The sequence below is a fragment of the Nocardiopsis sp. NPDC101807 genome (genome assembly GCF_044766605.1).
Lineage (GTDB): Bacteria > Actinomycetota > Actinomycetes > Streptosporangiales > Streptosporangiaceae > Nocardiopsis > Nocardiopsis tropica.
This window is the reverse complement of the sequence record NZ_JBIWMK010000006.1, coordinates 523,321-537,060: the sequence shown is the minus strand read 5'-3', so window position 1 is coordinate 537,060 and position 13,740 is coordinate 523,321. Positions and strand designations below refer to the sequence as shown.

At 74.6% G+C, this 13,740-nt stretch carries 14 protein-coding genes; 10 read left to right on the top strand and 4 right to left on the bottom strand.

Annotated features, from left to right (window positions below; all coding sequences use genetic code 11):
- Positions 1 to 16 precede the first annotated feature (16 nt).
- The 4 genes from galT to ACIRPH_RS21260 all read left to right on the top strand — a co-directional run bounded on the left by galT (position 17) and on the right by ACIRPH_RS21260 (position 4,423).
- Complete coding sequence (galT, locus tag ACIRPH_RS21275; RefSeq protein WP_402916935.1) at positions 17 to 1,102, top strand: galactose-1-phosphate uridylyltransferase; 1,086 nt, start codon at positions 17 to 19, stop codon at positions 1,100 to 1,102.
- Positions 1,099 to 2,058 (top strand): UDP-glucose 4-epimerase GalE, encoded by a 960-nt coding sequence (galE, locus tag ACIRPH_RS21270; RefSeq protein WP_402916846.1) that lies wholly within the window; start codon positions 1,099 to 1,101, stop codon positions 2,056 to 2,058. The genes galT and galE overlap by 4 nt, the downstream gene beginning before the upstream one ends.
- Positions 2,059 to 2,275: 217 nt before the next feature.
- The gene (gene galK, locus ACIRPH_RS21265) at positions 2,276 to 3,412 is read left to right on the top strand and encodes a galactokinase (protein ID WP_402916844.1); all 1,137 of its coding nucleotides are present in this window, start codon (positions 2,276 to 2,278) and stop codon (positions 3,410 to 3,412) included.
- A gap of 99 nt (positions 3,413 to 3,511) precedes the next feature.
- Positions 3,512 to 4,423: a Gfo/Idh/MocA family protein gene (locus tag ACIRPH_RS21260; protein ID WP_402916842.1), complete on the top strand. Its 912-nt coding sequence runs from the start codon at positions 3,512 to 3,514 to the stop codon at positions 4,421 to 4,423.
- Between the two features lie 86 nt (positions 4,424 to 4,509).
- On the opposite strand, the gene ACIRPH_RS21255 is transcribed toward ACIRPH_RS21260, so the two are convergent.
- Positions 4,510 to 4,773: a GlsB/YeaQ/YmgE family stress response membrane protein gene (locus tag ACIRPH_RS21255; protein ID WP_267946905.1), complete on the bottom strand. Its 264-nt coding sequence runs from the start codon at positions 4,771 to 4,773 to the stop codon at positions 4,510 to 4,512.
- A gap of 338 nt (positions 4,774 to 5,111) precedes the next feature.
- On the opposite strand from ACIRPH_RS21255, the gene ACIRPH_RS21250 reads away from it, so the two are divergent.
- Together ACIRPH_RS21250 and ACIRPH_RS21245 are read left to right on the top strand one after the other, a co-directional pair.
- Positions 5,112 to 5,777: a ClpP family protease gene (locus tag ACIRPH_RS21250; RefSeq protein ID WP_402916840.1), complete on the top strand. Its 666-nt coding sequence runs from the start codon at positions 5,112 to 5,114 to the stop codon at positions 5,775 to 5,777.
- A complete protein-coding gene (locus ACIRPH_RS21245) occupies positions 5,774 to 6,394 on the top strand; it encodes an ATP-dependent Clp protease proteolytic subunit (RefSeq protein ID WP_402916838.1) in 621 nt (206 codons plus the stop codon). The genes ACIRPH_RS21250 and ACIRPH_RS21245 overlap by 4 nt, the downstream gene beginning before the upstream one ends.
- 99 nt (positions 6,395 to 6,493) lie before the next feature.
- Here ACIRPH_RS21245 and ACIRPH_RS21240 read toward each other — a convergent pair whose 3' ends face one another.
- Both ACIRPH_RS21240 and ACIRPH_RS21235 read right to left on the bottom strand, forming a co-directional pair.
- Positions 6,494 to 6,892, bottom strand: coding sequence for a helix-turn-helix domain-containing protein (locus ACIRPH_RS21240; RefSeq protein ID WP_402916836.1), 399 nt, complete (start codon positions 6,890 to 6,892; stop codon positions 6,494 to 6,496).
- A 209-nt stretch (positions 6,893 to 7,101) separates the two neighbouring features.
- Positions 7,102 to 7,719: a helix-turn-helix domain-containing protein gene (locus ACIRPH_RS21235; RefSeq protein ID WP_402916834.1), complete on the bottom strand. Its 618-nt coding sequence runs from the start codon at positions 7,717 to 7,719 to the stop codon at positions 7,102 to 7,104.
- A gap of 159 nt (positions 7,720 to 7,878) precedes the next feature.
- On the opposite strand from ACIRPH_RS21235, the gene ACIRPH_RS21230 reads away from it, so the two are divergent.
- Positions 7,879 to 8,637 (top strand): SDR family NAD(P)-dependent oxidoreductase, encoded by a 759-nt coding sequence (locus ACIRPH_RS21230; RefSeq protein ID WP_402916832.1) that lies wholly within the window; start codon positions 7,879 to 7,881, stop codon positions 8,635 to 8,637.
- On the top strand, positions 8,634 to 9,035 hold the full coding sequence (locus ACIRPH_RS21225; protein WP_402916830.1) for a DMT family transporter: 402 nt from the start codon (positions 8,634 to 8,636) through the stop codon (positions 9,033 to 9,035). The genes ACIRPH_RS21230 and ACIRPH_RS21225 overlap by 4 nt, the downstream gene beginning before the upstream one ends.
- A 199-nt stretch (positions 9,036 to 9,234) precedes the next feature.
- On the opposite strand, the gene ACIRPH_RS21220 is transcribed toward ACIRPH_RS21225, so the two are convergent.
- Positions 9,235 to 9,711, bottom strand: coding sequence for a MarR family winged helix-turn-helix transcriptional regulator (locus tag ACIRPH_RS21220; protein ID WP_402916828.1), 477 nt, complete (start codon positions 9,709 to 9,711; stop codon positions 9,235 to 9,237).
- Positions 9,712 to 9,959: 248 nt separating this feature from the next.
- On the opposite strand from ACIRPH_RS21220, the gene ACIRPH_RS21215 reads away from it, so the two are divergent.
- Entirely contained in the window at positions 9,960 to 12,911 is a 2,952-nt protein-coding gene (locus ACIRPH_RS21215; RefSeq protein WP_402916934.1) for a Na+/H+ antiporter subunit A, read from the top strand.
- Positions 12,908 to 13,738: a Na(+)/H(+) antiporter subunit C gene (locus tag ACIRPH_RS21210; RefSeq protein ID WP_267946916.1), complete on the top strand. Its 831-nt coding sequence runs from the start codon at positions 12,908 to 12,910 to the stop codon at positions 13,736 to 13,738. Before ACIRPH_RS21215 ends, ACIRPH_RS21210 begins: the two co-directional genes overlap by 4 nt.
- Positions 13,739 to 13,740: the final 2 nt, after the last annotated feature.

Sequence of the window (13,740 nt, the reverse complement as noted above, 5' to 3'; positions counted from 1 at the left end):
GGAACCCGCCCGCCCCCTGCGCAGGACCCCGGCGAAGCTGGCCGACGGCCGCGAGATCGTCTACTTCGACGAGGGCGGCGCCGTCCGCGAGCCCGCGCCCGACACGCGCGACCTGCCGCCGTCCGCCACCGGGTCGGAGATGCGCTGGGACCCGCTGCTGCGCGAATGGGTGGTCGTCGCCTCCCACCGGCAGGGGCGCACCCACCTGCCCTCCAGCGACGACTGCCCCCTGTGCCCCTCCGTCGGCGGGCGCGCGACCGAGATCCCGGCGGCCTCCTACGACGTGGTGGCCTTCGAGAACCGCTTCCCCTCCCTCGTCCCCGACCACGGCCGGGAGCTGGAGGACGTCGGCGAGCTGGAGCCCTCCCGCAGGGTGGGCGCCGGCCGCTGCGAGGTCCTCGTGTTCGGGTCCGACCACCGCGCCTCGTTCGCCGACCTCTCCCCCGGGCGCGCCCGCACCGTGATGGAGGCCTGGGTCGACCGGACCCTCGCCCTGTCCGCCCTGCCCGGCGTGGAGCAGGTCTACTGCTTCGAGAACCGGGGGCCGGAGATCGGGGTGACCCTCCACCACCCCCACGGCCAGATCTACGCCCTCCCGTTCGTGACCCCCCGCACCCTGCGCACCCTCGACTCGGCCGAGGAGTACCGGGCGCGCACCGGGGGCGACCTGTTCGCCGACGTCCTGCGCGCCGAGCAGGAGGCGGGGAGCCGGGTCGTGGCCCGGACCGAGCACTGGACGGCGTTCGTCCCGGCCGCCGCGCGCTGGCCGGTGGAGGTGCACCTGTACCCGCACCGGGCGGTGCCCGACCTGCCCTCGCTCACCGGCGCCGAACGCGACGACTTCGGGCTCCTGTACCTGGACGTGCTGGGCCGCTTCGACGCCCTGTACGACGCGCCCCTCCCCTACATCTCCGCCTGGCACCAGGCCCCGGTCCGGGACCCCCGGCGCGGCCTGGCGCGCCTGCGCCTGGAGCTGTTCTCCGTCCGCAGGGCGCCGGGCAAGCTCAAGTACCTCGCCGGGACCGAGTCCGGCATGGGCGTGTTCATCAACGACGTCGCCCCCGAGACCACCGCCCGCCGCCTCAGGGAGGTCGCACAGTGAGACTGCTCGTCACCGGCGGGGCCGGATACGTCGGCGGTGTGGTGACCGCCCTGCTCCTGCGGGCCGGACACGAGGTGACGGTGCTGGACGACCTGTCCACGGGGCACCGCGACACCGTCCCCGGGGGCGCCCGGCTGGTGGTCGCCGACCTGGCGGACGCCGCCGACGTGCTGGACCCGTCCGTGGACGCCGTCCTGCACTTCGCCGGGAAGTCGCTGGTCGGCGAGTCCGTGGACGACCCCGGGGCCTACTGGCGCACCAACGTGGCGGGCTCCCTCGCCCTCCTGGAGGCGGTGCGGCGCCACGGCGTCCGCCGGATGGTGTTCTCCTCCAGCGCCGCCGTCTACGGCGAGCCCGTGTCGCCCGGGCCGATCGCGGAGACCGACCCCGCCGTGCCCACCAACCCGTACGGGGCGAGCAAGCTCGCCGTGGACCACATGCTGGCGTCCTGGGCCCGCGCGTACGGGCTGGGCGCCATGAGCCTGCGCTACTTCAACGTCGCCGGCGCCCATCTCGGCCTGGGCGAGCGGCACGACCCCGAGACCCACCTGATCCCGAACCTGCTGCGCGTGGCCGCCGGGGAGGGGGACGGCGCACACGTGTACGGCACCGACTACCCGACCCGGGACGGGACGGCGGTGCGCGACTACCTGCACGTCGCCGACCTCGCCGACGCGCACCTGCGGGCCCTGGAGCGGTTGGTCCCGGGGACCCACCGCGCCGTCAACCTGGGCACGGGCGGGGGGCACACCGTGCGCGAGGTCCTCGACGCCGTCCGGCGGGCCACCGGCCACCCGGTCCCGGCGGTGGACTCCCCGCGCCGGCCGGGCGACCCGGCGGTGCTGGTGGCCGCCAACGAGCGGGCCCGGCGGGACCTGGGCTGGTCCCCGACCCGCACGCTGGAGGAGACCGTCGCCGACGCGTGGGCGTTCGCCCGCGCGCTCCCCCGACCGTGAGGCCGGCGGACGGGCCCTCCCCCGGGGCGGCGGGCGGTCCGGGCCGTCCGGCCCACGGCCGCCCGGGGCGCGGACCGGAGCGGGGGGCCGGGACGGGACGGGGACGCGGACGGCGCACGGGGCACGGCTCCGGGGCCGGCCCGGGGGCACGGACGGCACGCGGACCCGGACGGCGCACGGGGCGCGATGCCTCGGACGGACGAGAGGGCACCACCACATGAGCGACGTGTCGTCCGCGTTCCGCGCGGTGTTCGGCCACGGCCCGGAGGGCGTGTGGTCCGCGCCCGGCCGCATCAACCTCATCGGGGAGCACACCGACTACAACGACGGGTTCGTGCTCCCGTTCGCCCTCCCCCTCGCCCTGACCGCCGCCGCCTCCCGGCGCCCGGACGGCGCCGTGCGGTTCCGGTCCGGGCAGACGGCCGGGGAGTTCGGCGCCTCCCTGGCGGAGCTGGTCCCCGGCGCGGTCGGGGGGTGGGCCGCCTACCCGGCCGGCGCCCTGTGGGTCCTGGGACAGGAGGGGTACCCGGTGGGCGGGCTGGACCTGCTGGTCGACAGCGCCGTCCCGACCGGCGCGGGGCTGTCGTCCTCCGCCGCGCTCACGTGCGCGGTGGTCATGGCCGCTGCCGCCCTGCACGGCGCCGACCTCCCGCCCGACCGGGTGATCCGCCTGGCCCAGCGGGTGGAGAACGACTTCGTGGGGATGCCCTGCGGGATCCTGGACCAGTCGGCGTCCATGCTCTCCACCGAGGGCCACGCCCTGTTCATGGACACCCGCACGATGGAGACCGAGCAGGTGCCCTTCGCCCCCGGCGAGCACGGGCTCTCCCTCCTGGTGGTGGACACCCGCGCCCCGCACCGGCTGGTGGAGGGCCACTACGCCGACCGGCGCCGCGCCTGCGAGGACGCCTCCCGGGCCCTGGGGCTGGCGGCCCTGCGCGACGTCGCCGACCTGCCGGGGGCCCTGGCCGCCCTGCCCGACGACCTGTCGCGGAGGCGGGTGCGCCACGTGGTGACCGAGAACGCGCGGGTGCTGGAGGCCGTGGCGCTGCTCCGCTCCGGCGACGTGCGCGCGGTCGGCCCGCTGCTCACCGCCTCGCACGCCTCCCTGCGCGACGACTACGAGGTTACCGTGCCCGAGGTGGACACCGCCGTCGACGCGGCCCTGGCCGCCGGGGCGCTGGGCGCGCGGATCACCGGCGGGGGGTTCGGCGGGTGCGTGATCGCGCTCGTGGCGGCCGACGGGGCGCGGGACTGCGCCGAGGCCGTACGGGAGGCCTACCGGGAGCGGGGCTTCGCCGAACCAGGGGTCTTCGAGGCCGTCCCCTCCGCGGGGGCGCGCCGCGTCGTCTGACACCTCCCGGGCCGCAGCGCGGGAGAGAGGGGGCCGGTCGCCGGGGTCGGGGGCGCTCCCCTGCACAATGGCGGCCGGCCGACAACAAGGGAGAACCGTATGGGCCTCAGGTTCGGACTGCTGGGCACCGGCCACTGGGCGGCGGAGACGCACGGCGCGGCGCTGGACGCGCACCCCGACGCCGTCCTCGCCGGGGTGTGGGGACGCGACCCGGCCAAGGCCGCGGCGCTCGCCGACCGCTACGGCGCCCGCGCGTACGACGGCGTCGACGCGCTGCTCGCCGACGTGGACGCCGTGTCGATCGCCCTGCCGCCCGACGTGCAGGCCGACCTGGCCCTGCGCGCGGCGAGGGCCGGGAAGCACCTCCTGCTCGACAAGCCCGTGGCGCTCTCAGCCGCGGCCGCCGGGGAACTCGCCGCCGAGGTCGCGGCGCGGGACCTGGCGTCGGTGGTGTTCTTCACCAACCGCTTCTCCGACAGCGTCGAGGAGTTCGTGCGCTCGGCCGCCGCCGAGGGCGGGTGGCACGGCGTCCGGGCGACCCTGTTCGCGTCGATCTTCCAGCCCGGCAACCCGTACGGCGCCTCACCGTGGCGCCGGGAGCGGGGAGGCCTGTGGGACGTGGGCCCCCACGTGCTGTCGGTGGTGCTGCCGGTGCTCGGCCCGGTCACCCGGGTGACGGCCCTGGCCGGCCCCGGGCACACCACGCACATGCTCACCCAGCACGAGAACGGGGCGGTCGGCTCGTTCGCGGTGACCCTCGACGCCCCGCCGGAGGCGACGACCTTCGAGATCGTCCTGCACGGCGAACGGGGCTGGGTGCCGGTTCCGGGCGGCGACCGGTCGGCGGTGGAGGCGTTCGGCACGGCGGTCGACCGGTTGGGAGCCCGGATCGGCGGCGCGGAGGAACCGTGCGACGTGCGCTTCGGCCGGGACGTGGTCGCGGTGCTGGAGGCCGCCGAGAGGTCCGTGTCGCTGGGCCGGGCCGTGGGCGTGGACGAGGCCACCGGGTAGGACCCGGTGGCCTTCCGGAGGTGCTCCCCGGGGCCTCGGCCCCGGGAGGGTCGCCCCGGCCGGGGACACCGGCCGGGGTGGCGCCGCTAGGCGGTCCCCCTCGCGTTCTTCGAGTACATCCCGTCCGCCAGGTAGACGATTCCGGCGGCGACAAGAACCTGGATGACCAGGATGAAAAGGAACTGGTCCCAGATCATCGCCCCGATCCAGCCGCCGAGGAAGGCGGCCACGATGCCCAGGAGCAGGGTGAGCCAGATCGGCAGGTGCTGTTTGCCCGGCACGACGAGGCGGCCCAGTGCTCCGATGATGAGGCCGACGATGATCGCACTGATGATTCCGGTGATCTCCACAGGTTCCTCCCCCACGTAGATGCCCTCTCCCCGTGCCCATTGCCGGAAGGGGAAAACACGGCGAGTCCATCCCCTGAACTACTCTTTTGCCGCTTTTTTTGCCCCCGTCCCTGCTCATCCCGGCAGAACCCGTGCCTGTGCGGGGGCCGGATCGACGCGGAGCGGCGGACCGTCGGGCCGGGCGGGCCCGGCCGCGGACGGGCGCGGAGCGGGATCTGCCGGGGGCAGATCTGCGGCGGGCCGAAACGGTGGAATCCGCCGGGGCCGCGGCCGCAGTCTGGGACCACCGGCCGGGCGGGCGACCACCCCGCCACGGAGGGCCGGACGAGGAGGGTTCCATGTCCATCCACCCACGTCCCGCCGCCTCGCACGAGGCGGCGGGGGCGGCCTTCGACGACCAGATGGCGGCGCGCCTCATGCGCAGCCGCATCGTGCTGCTGGGCACCCAGGTCGACGAGACCAGCGCGAACCGCGTCTGCGCCCAGCTGCTGCTGCTCGCCGACGAGGACCCGCACAAGGACATCACGCTGGCCGTCAACAGCCCCGGCGGCTCCGTCTCCGCGGGACTGGCCGTCTACGACACGATGAACTTCATCCCCAACGACGTGTCCACGCTGGTCATGGGGTTCGCCGCCAGCATGGGCCAGTTCCTGGCCTGCGTCGGCGCCCCCGGGAAGCGCTACAGCCTCCCGCACTCGCGCATCATGATGCACCAGCCCAGCGGGGGGCTCGGCGGGACCGCCGCCGACATCGCCATCCAGGCGGAGAACCTCGCGCACACCAAGCAGACCATGGTGCGGCTGATCGCCCGGCACACCGGGCAGTCGGAGGAGACCATCTCCCGGGACCAGCACCGCGACGCCTGGTTCACCGCCGAGGAGGCCAGGGACTACGGGTTCGTCGACCACGTGGTCGCGTCCGTGGCCGAGGTCGGCGGCGGCGGCATCCGGCTGGGCACGCAGGCCCCCGGGTTCGCCACGGGCACGGCGGGGGGAAGGCGATGAGCGGGCGGTACACGGTGCCGGTGGTCGTGGAGCGCACGCCCCACGGCGAGCGGTCCTTCGACGTCTTCAGCCGGCTGCTGTCGGAGCGGATCGTCTTCCTGGGCACCCCGATCGACGACGATGTCGCGAACGTGGTCATGGCGCAGATGCTCCACCTCGACTACGAGTCCAGCGACGCCGACATCCAGCTGTACATCAACTCGCCGGGCGGCTCGAACACCGCGCTGACGGCGATCTACGACACCATGCGGTTCGTGCGCGCCGACGTCGCCACGGTGTGCATGGGCCAGGCGGCCTCCGCCGCGGCGGTGCTCCTCGCGGCGGGCGCGCCCGGCAAGCGGCTCGCGCTGGAGCACGCGCGGGTCCTGCTGCACCAGCCCTCGGGCGAGGGCCAGGGCGTCGCCGCCGACCTGGAGATCCAGGCCGGCGAGATCCTGCGGGTGCGCTCGCAGGTGGAGGAGATCCTGGCGCGGCACACGGGGCAGTCGGTGGAGCGGCTGCGCGCCGACACCGACCGGGACAAGATCTTCACCGCGCGGCAGGCCGAGGAGTACGGCCTGGTGGACGGGGTCATCACCACCCGCCGGGTCGCACCGGAGGCCGTCGGCGCGGCCTGAGGGGCGGCGGGGCCCGGGGCCCGGCGGGCGTGCCGCCGGCCCCCGGGCCTCCCGGACGCGCTCCGCCCCCCGACCGCGTCGGGGGGCGGGGCAGGGCCGCTACGCGGCCAGGGAGAGGACCCTGGCCCGGTGGGCGGGGGCGGCGACGGAGGGGGCCGGAGCGCGCCGGAAGTCGCCCGGGCCGGTGCGTGTTCGCGTGAGCGGGGCCATCACGGTCCGCTCGTACAGTGCGGCGAGCACGTCGGCCATGCTGAGGCCGAGGGAGCGGTAGACGGCGGCGAGGACCTCGGAGGAGGCCTCCTTGCGTCCGCGCTCGATCTCGGACAGGTAGGGGAGGGAGACCTGGGCGTCCTCCGCCACCTCGCGCAGGGTCCGGCCCTGCTCGGTCCGGGTCCGTCGCAGGAGGTCGCCGATGAGGTCGCGCATGAGCGGTTCCGGCGGTTCCTCTGCGCGGTGACCCCTCCGGGCCTCGTCCAGGGAGCGTAGGACGTCGGTCATCGGGTCCTCCCGGTGGGTGAGCGGTGGTCTCCTCCGAGCGTACGCCGCGGCGGGGAGACGGACGGCGCCCTTCTGCGCAAGGCAGAACCGGCCCGGCGGAGGACGCGCCACCGCCCACGGCGGCCCTCCGGCGCCTTCCCGCCGCCTCCGCCGGCCCCGGGGGCGGCAGGACGCCCGCCGTCCGGGCCGGACGGGCCCCTCCCCCGGCCTCAGGGGCGGGCGATGCGGTCGACCACCCCGTGCACCCCGGCGCGGACCCGCTCCTCGGACATCCCGCGCCCCCTGCGCTGGTGCACGTGGAGAGCGGCCTCCAGCGGGGCGAGCAGGACGTCCGCCAGGTAGGCGTGGTCGGCGTCCGGGCGCAGTTCCGCGACCAGGGAGACCAGGTGCGCGTGGTGGGCGGCGTAGGCCCCGCTCCGGTAGCGGGCCTGCGGCGAGGCGGTCTCGGCGACGGCGAGGAGTCCGGCCTGGACCTCCAGGCGGTCGACGAAGGCGTCGGCGAAGGCGTGCAGCCGTTCGAGGGGGGGCGCTCCCGGCCCGAGGGGCGGCGGGCCTTCGAGGAAGCCCCGCTGGAACTCGTACTCCTGGGAGTCGACCATCGCGTGGGTGAGCCCGGCCAGGTCTCCGAAGCGCCGGTAGACCGTGCCCACCCCGGTGCCCGCGCGGGCCGCCACGGCCTCCAGGGTGAGGCCCTCCGCGCCGTGTTCGGCGTGGAGCTCGCGGGCGGCGGCGAGGAGGGCCCGGCGGTTGCGGGCGGCGTCGGCGCGCTCGGGACGCGCCGCCCCGGCCATGGGGAGCGTACGGCGCCGCGGGGCGGGGGCGCTCACGGGGACGCCTCGGGAAGTTCCTGGTGACCTGCGAACACGCGGCGAGTATAGCCGGAGCCCCACCACCCCCTTGTAAGTGGAAGAAATTCCACTTAGTATCGGCCGCGCGGGGAGCCCTCCCCGGACGCACCACCCCCAGCAACGCACCAGGGAGCCGACATGGCCCACGACAGCACACGGAGCCCCCTCGCCGGACGGGTCGCGCTCGTCACCGGCGGCAGCCGCGGGATCGGGGCCGCGATCGTCCGCAGGCTGGCCGCCGACGGCGCCGACGTGGCGTTCACCTACCTGAACGCGCGGGAGCGCGCCGAGGCGCTGGCCCGCGAGGCCGGGGCGGCCGGGGTCCGCGTCCTCGCGGTCCGCGCCGACTCCGCCGAACCGGACCGGATCCGCGAGGCGGTCGACCTCGTCCACGAGCGCCTGGGCGGACCGGACATCCTGGTGAACAACGCGGGGATCGCCGTCTTCGGGCCCTTCGGCGACGCCACCGTGGCCGAGTTCGACCGGTCGATGGCCGTCCACGCCCGGGCCGCGTTCGTCGCCGCCCAGGCCGCCGTCCGGCACATGGGGCCGGGCGGCAGGATCATCGGCGTCGGGACCAACCTGAGCGAGCGCGCCTCCCTCCCGGAGGCCACGCTGTACACGACGAGCAAGGCGGCCCTGGTGGGGCTGACCCGCTCGCTGGCCCGCGAGCTGGGCCCCCGGGGGATCACCGTCAACCTCGTCCACCCGGGGTCCACCGACACGGAGATGAACCCGGCCGACGGCCCCGGCGCCGACGCCGAGCGCGCGCTGACCGCCCTGGGGCGCTACACCGACCCGGAGGACGTGGCGGCGTCGGTGGCCCACCTGGCCGGACCGGGCGGGCGGAGCATCACGGGGACGTCGATCCTGGTCGACGCCGGGGCCAACGCGTGAGCGCGCCGCACCCTTCCGAGTGGCTCCCGCTCCCCTGGGCGCTGCTCCTGGCCGCCGCGGCCCTGGAGGTCGTGTGGGCGCTGGCGCTGAAGGAGTCGCACGGCTTCTCCCGGCTCTGGCCGAGCGCCCTGGCGGTGGGCGCCGCCGCGACCAGCTTCACGCTGCTGTCCCTGGCGCTGCGGGACCTGCCAGTCGGCACGGCGTACGCGGTCTGGGTCGGGCTCGGCGCGGCCGGGGTGGTCCTGGCCGGGACCGCCTTCCTCGGCGAGGCCCTCGGTGTGCTGCGGATCGGCTTCGTCGTGCTGATCCTGGCCGGCGTGGCGGGGCTGCACCTCGTGGAGGGGGCTGCGCCGTCCCCGGGGGAGGGGGCGCCGGAGGTCTCCGGCGGCCGGGGCTGACCGGGCCGAACGCGACGGGGCGGGACTCGCCGCGCCGGGGTCCGAGTGGGACGGCCGGGCCCCGCGCGGCGGGGCGCACGCCCCGTCCGCGCCCGGCGCACCCCGGCCCCGGGGGCGGAGGGGACGCGCTCCGGGCGCCGCGTGCCGGAGGGGCGCTCCGCCGCCCACGGGGCGGCGTCCGGAGCGCGCCCGCGCCGGGTCAGGTGTCGTCCACCGCCGCGCGCAGGTCGCGCAGGAGCGTGAGCACGACGGGCCTCAGCGAGGGCCTTATGGCGTCGAAGACCTGCCGCTGCTTGCGCTCCATCTCCTTGCGCCGGATGGCGAGGACCCTCTCACCCTCCTCCGTGAGCGCCACCACCGTGCTGCGCTCGTCACGCTCCGAGCGGCGGCGCGCCATCATGCCCTTGCGTTCCAGCTGTTGGATCATGCGGGTGGCGGAAGGAGAGGAGACGCCCACGATCTGGGCGACGGCGCCCACACTCGGGCTGTCCATGCCCCGCACCGCCTCCATGAGCAGGGCCTGCGTCAGAGTGAGTTCTTCGGCACCCCGGTGTCCGTGGCCGCTGCGCGAGCGCGCGTGTATGGCCGCGTTGATCAGTTCGGTCCAGGCACGCTGGAACTCTTCGAGCTCGGCACTTGGCTGCTCGGCACTTGGCTCGTGGGTCTCGTCGGGCACGAAACGGTCCTCGCAGGCTGGGCGGGCGCCGCGGGTCCTCCGACCCGCGCGGTGGTTTGACGTTTGTGTAGTCTAGCTATTAAATAGCTTAAGCACGCAAGTTCATAAACATCCATGCCCCCACAAACCGTAGCGACACCCCGTCCACGCGTCCGCTTGTGGACGACGAGGACCGCCGCTGGGGGCAGTGGACGTCCGTCCGGCACCGGGCGGGCCCGGACCGGTCCGGGAGGGGCGCATTGACAACAGTGCTGATCGCGCATTTCATCGCAGCGGCGATCGCACCCTTACTGGTACGCCAGTGGGGCCGCAACGCGTTCTTCGCCCTCGCCGTCGTCCCCGGCGCGTCCACCGTCTGGGCCCTCTTCCAGACCCCGGTCGTCCTGCGCGGCGGTGAGCTCTCGTCCTCCATGGCGTGGGCCCCCGAGTTCTCGCTCAGGCTCGGCCTGTACATGGACACGCTCGGCCTGGTCATGACGCTCATCGCCGCCGGCGTGGGCACGCTGATCCTGGTCTACTGCGCCCGCTACTTCAACGACTCCGAGCCCGGCCTGGGCCGCTTCGCCGGTGTGTTCGTCGCCTTCGCCGGGGCCATGCTCGGCCTGGTCCTGGCCGACGACCTCATCCAGCTCTTCGTGTACTGGGAGCTGACCACGGTCTTCTCCTACCTCCTCATCGGGCACAACACGGAGCTCAAGGAGAGCCGCCGCTCGGCGATGACGGCCCTGACCGTCACCACCTTCGGCGGCCTGGCCATGCTGGTCGGCATGATCGTGCTCGGCGAGACCGCCGGGACCTACGTGATCTCCGAGCTCGTCGCCGCCCCGCCGTCGGGCGTCCTGGTCGACGTCGCGCTCGCCCTCGTGATGGTCGGCGCGATGTCCAAGTCGGCGCTCTTCCCGTTCAGCCTGTGGCTGCCCGCCGCCATGCGCGCGCCCACGCCGGTCTCCGGCTACCTGCACGCGGCGGCGATGGTCAAGGCCGGCGTCTACCTGGTCGCACGGCTCACCCCGGCCTTCCCCGACTCCGCCGTCTGGACCTGGTCGGCGCTGTTCTTCGGCGTGCTCACCATGCTGCTCGGGGGCTGGAAGGCGCTGCGCCAGTACGACCTCAAGCTCGTCCTGGCCTACGGCACCATCAGCCAGCTCGGCTTCCTCATCGTCCTGCTCGGCGCGGGCACCCGGGCCGCGGCCCTCGCCGGCGTCTCCATGCTCATCGCGCACTCGCTGTTCAAGGCGCCGCTGTTCCTCGTGGTCGGCATCATCGACCACAGCACCGGCACCCGCGACCTGCGTGAGCTCTCCGGCCTGCGCACCTCCATGCCCGGGACCTTCTGGATCTCGGTCCTGGCGCTCGCCTCGATGGCGGGCCTGCCCCCCACCCTCGGTTTCGCCGCCAAGGAGCTGGCCTTCGGCGCCTTCACCGAGGGCGGTCCCTTCGACACCGCCGTCCTCGTCGGCATCGTCACCGGCTCCGTCCTCACGGTCGCCTACAGCCTGCGCTTCCTGTGGGGGGCGTTCGCCGTCAAGGAGGACGTCCCGGACACCCCGGTGCACGCCCCCGGAGCGCTCTTCCTGGCGCCCGCCGCGGCCATGGCCGCGCTCGGCCTGCTGGGCGGTCCCCTCTCCCACGCACTCGACGTCCTCCTCGCCCGCTACGCGGACACGGTGCCCCTCGCGCCCGGCGCGTACGCCACGCACCTGGCGCTGTGGCACGGCTTCGAGCTCCCGCTCCTGCTGTCCGCCGTCTGCGTCGCGGTCGGCCTCGTGCTGTTCTACTTCCGCCACCAGGTCGTGTGGATCGGCACCCGCACCTCCTTCGTCGACCCCGACCGGATCTACCGGCGGATGCTCGCGGCACTGGAGAACCTGGCGCTCCAGGTCACCGGCCGGACCCAGCGCGGTTCGCTGCCGGTCTACCTCGGCACGGTCCTGGTCTCCCTCGTCGTCGCCGCGGGCTGGTGGATGGTCAGCGGCCGCATCTGGGAGGGCCCGCACCCCGAGGTGCGCCTCTGGGACACCCCGGTCCAGGTCATCCCGGCGGTGATCGTCGCCGGAACGGCCCTGCTGGCCCTGTTCGTGCGGCGGCGGCTGTTCGCGGTGATCCTCGTCGGCACCGGGGGCTACGGCATCGCCGCCCTCTTCTACCTGATGGGCGCGCCGGACATCGCGCTCACCCAGTTCCTGGTGGAGACCGTCAGCCTGGTGGTCTTCGTCCTGGTCCTGCGCCGGCTGCCCTCCCTCTTCTCGGCGCCCGCGCTGCGCGGCCGCCGGGTGTGGAACATGGCCATCGGCGGCGCGACCGGCATCCTGGTCGCCACCATGACCTGGTTCGCCCTCGCGGCGCGGCAGGCGCCCTCGGTCTCCGAGGGGTACCCGGCCGCCGCCGAGGAGGCCGGCGGGTACAACATCATCTCGGTGCTGCTGGTCGACGTCCGCGCGTGGGACACCATGGGCGAGATCTCGGTGCTCGCCGCCGCGGCCGCCGGTGTCGCCAGCCTGATGTTCGTGCGCCGCCGGGCGCAGCCCCGCAAGGCGCCGGGCGGCGTGATGGCGGTGTCCGTCACCAAGTCCCCGGAGCCCGCCGGCGACCGGAGCAGCATCGACCTGGGCGAGCTGCGGATGGCGCCGGACAGCCTGCACATCAAGCCCAGGTGGAACAACGCCTGGCTGCCAGGCGCGGACGCCCTGCCCACCGAGCGCCGGTCGGTCATCTTCGAGGTCGTCTCGCGCTTCCTCTTCCCGGTGATCATGGTGATCTCCGTGTACCTGCTGCTCACCGGCCACACGGCGGTCGGCGGCGGGTTCGCGGGCGGCATCGTCGCCGGTCTGGCGTTCATCGTCCGCTACCTCGCCGGAGGCCGTTTCGAGCTGTACGCCACGGCCTGGGTGCAGCCGGGGGCCCTGATCGGCGCCGGGCTGGCGCTGGCCACCGGCACGGCGCTGGGCGGGGCGATCTTCGGCACCGACGTCCTCGCGGGAGGGGACGCCTACATCGACTTCTGGATCCTGGGCGAGGCCCACGTCACCGTGTCCATGCTCTTCGACGTCGGCGTGTACCTGCTGGTGATCGGCCTGATCCTGGACATCCTGCGCAGTCTCGGCGCCCGCATCGACGAACAGATCGAGAGGGACGCCGCACACGCGGAGGAGGACGCCGGGGCCGGGGCGCCCGCACGTGCCGAGGAGGTCACCTCGTGAACGAGTCACCCAGCCTGATCCTCGTCGTCCTCGTCGGCGTGCTCGTCGCGGTGGGGGTCGTGCTCCTGCTGGAGCGCAGCCTCACCCGTGTGCTGCTCGGGTTCATCGTGATGAGCAACGGCGTCAACCTGATGATCCTGTCCATGGCGGGGGAGGCCGGCGAACCGCCGATCCTGTGGCTGTCCGAGCCGGAGGAGATGACCGATCCGCTGCCGCAGGCGATGATCCTGACGGCGATCGTCATCACCCTCGGCATCACCGCGTTCCTGCTGGCGATGGCGTACCGGAACTGGCAGCTCGAAGGCAACGACGAGGTCCAGGACGACGCCGAGGACATCAGGATCGTGCAGGGCGAGGGCCGCCGCGCGGTGCGGCAGCGCTTCGCCAAGGAGCGCCGCAGGCTCCAGGCCGACATCCGCCGCCAGCGCGCCGAACTCCAGGCGACCATCGCCGCCGCCGACGCCCAGGAGCTGGCCGAGCAGGCCCGCATCAAGGCGGAGATCGCGGCGGCCCAGGCCGAACTGGCCCGCTACGAGGTCGAGGCCGAGGAGAGCGGGCCGGACGAGCGGTCGCAGGAGACCATGCGCAGGCTCACCGACCGCACGGAGAGCATGACCGCCCAGGTGCAGGAGCTGCGCGGGCGCATCCGCCTGGGACGCAGGCGGCTGCGCGAGCACCGCCGCGCCGACCGGGCCGCCGAACGCGAGCTGTGGCGCGAGCTGCGCCGCCGTATCCGCTCGCAGCGGCGCCAGGCGCGCCAGACCATGTCGGCCGAGCGCGAGCGCCTGGCCCGCGCCGAGGACAGCGACCTGCAAGGGAGTGACTGATC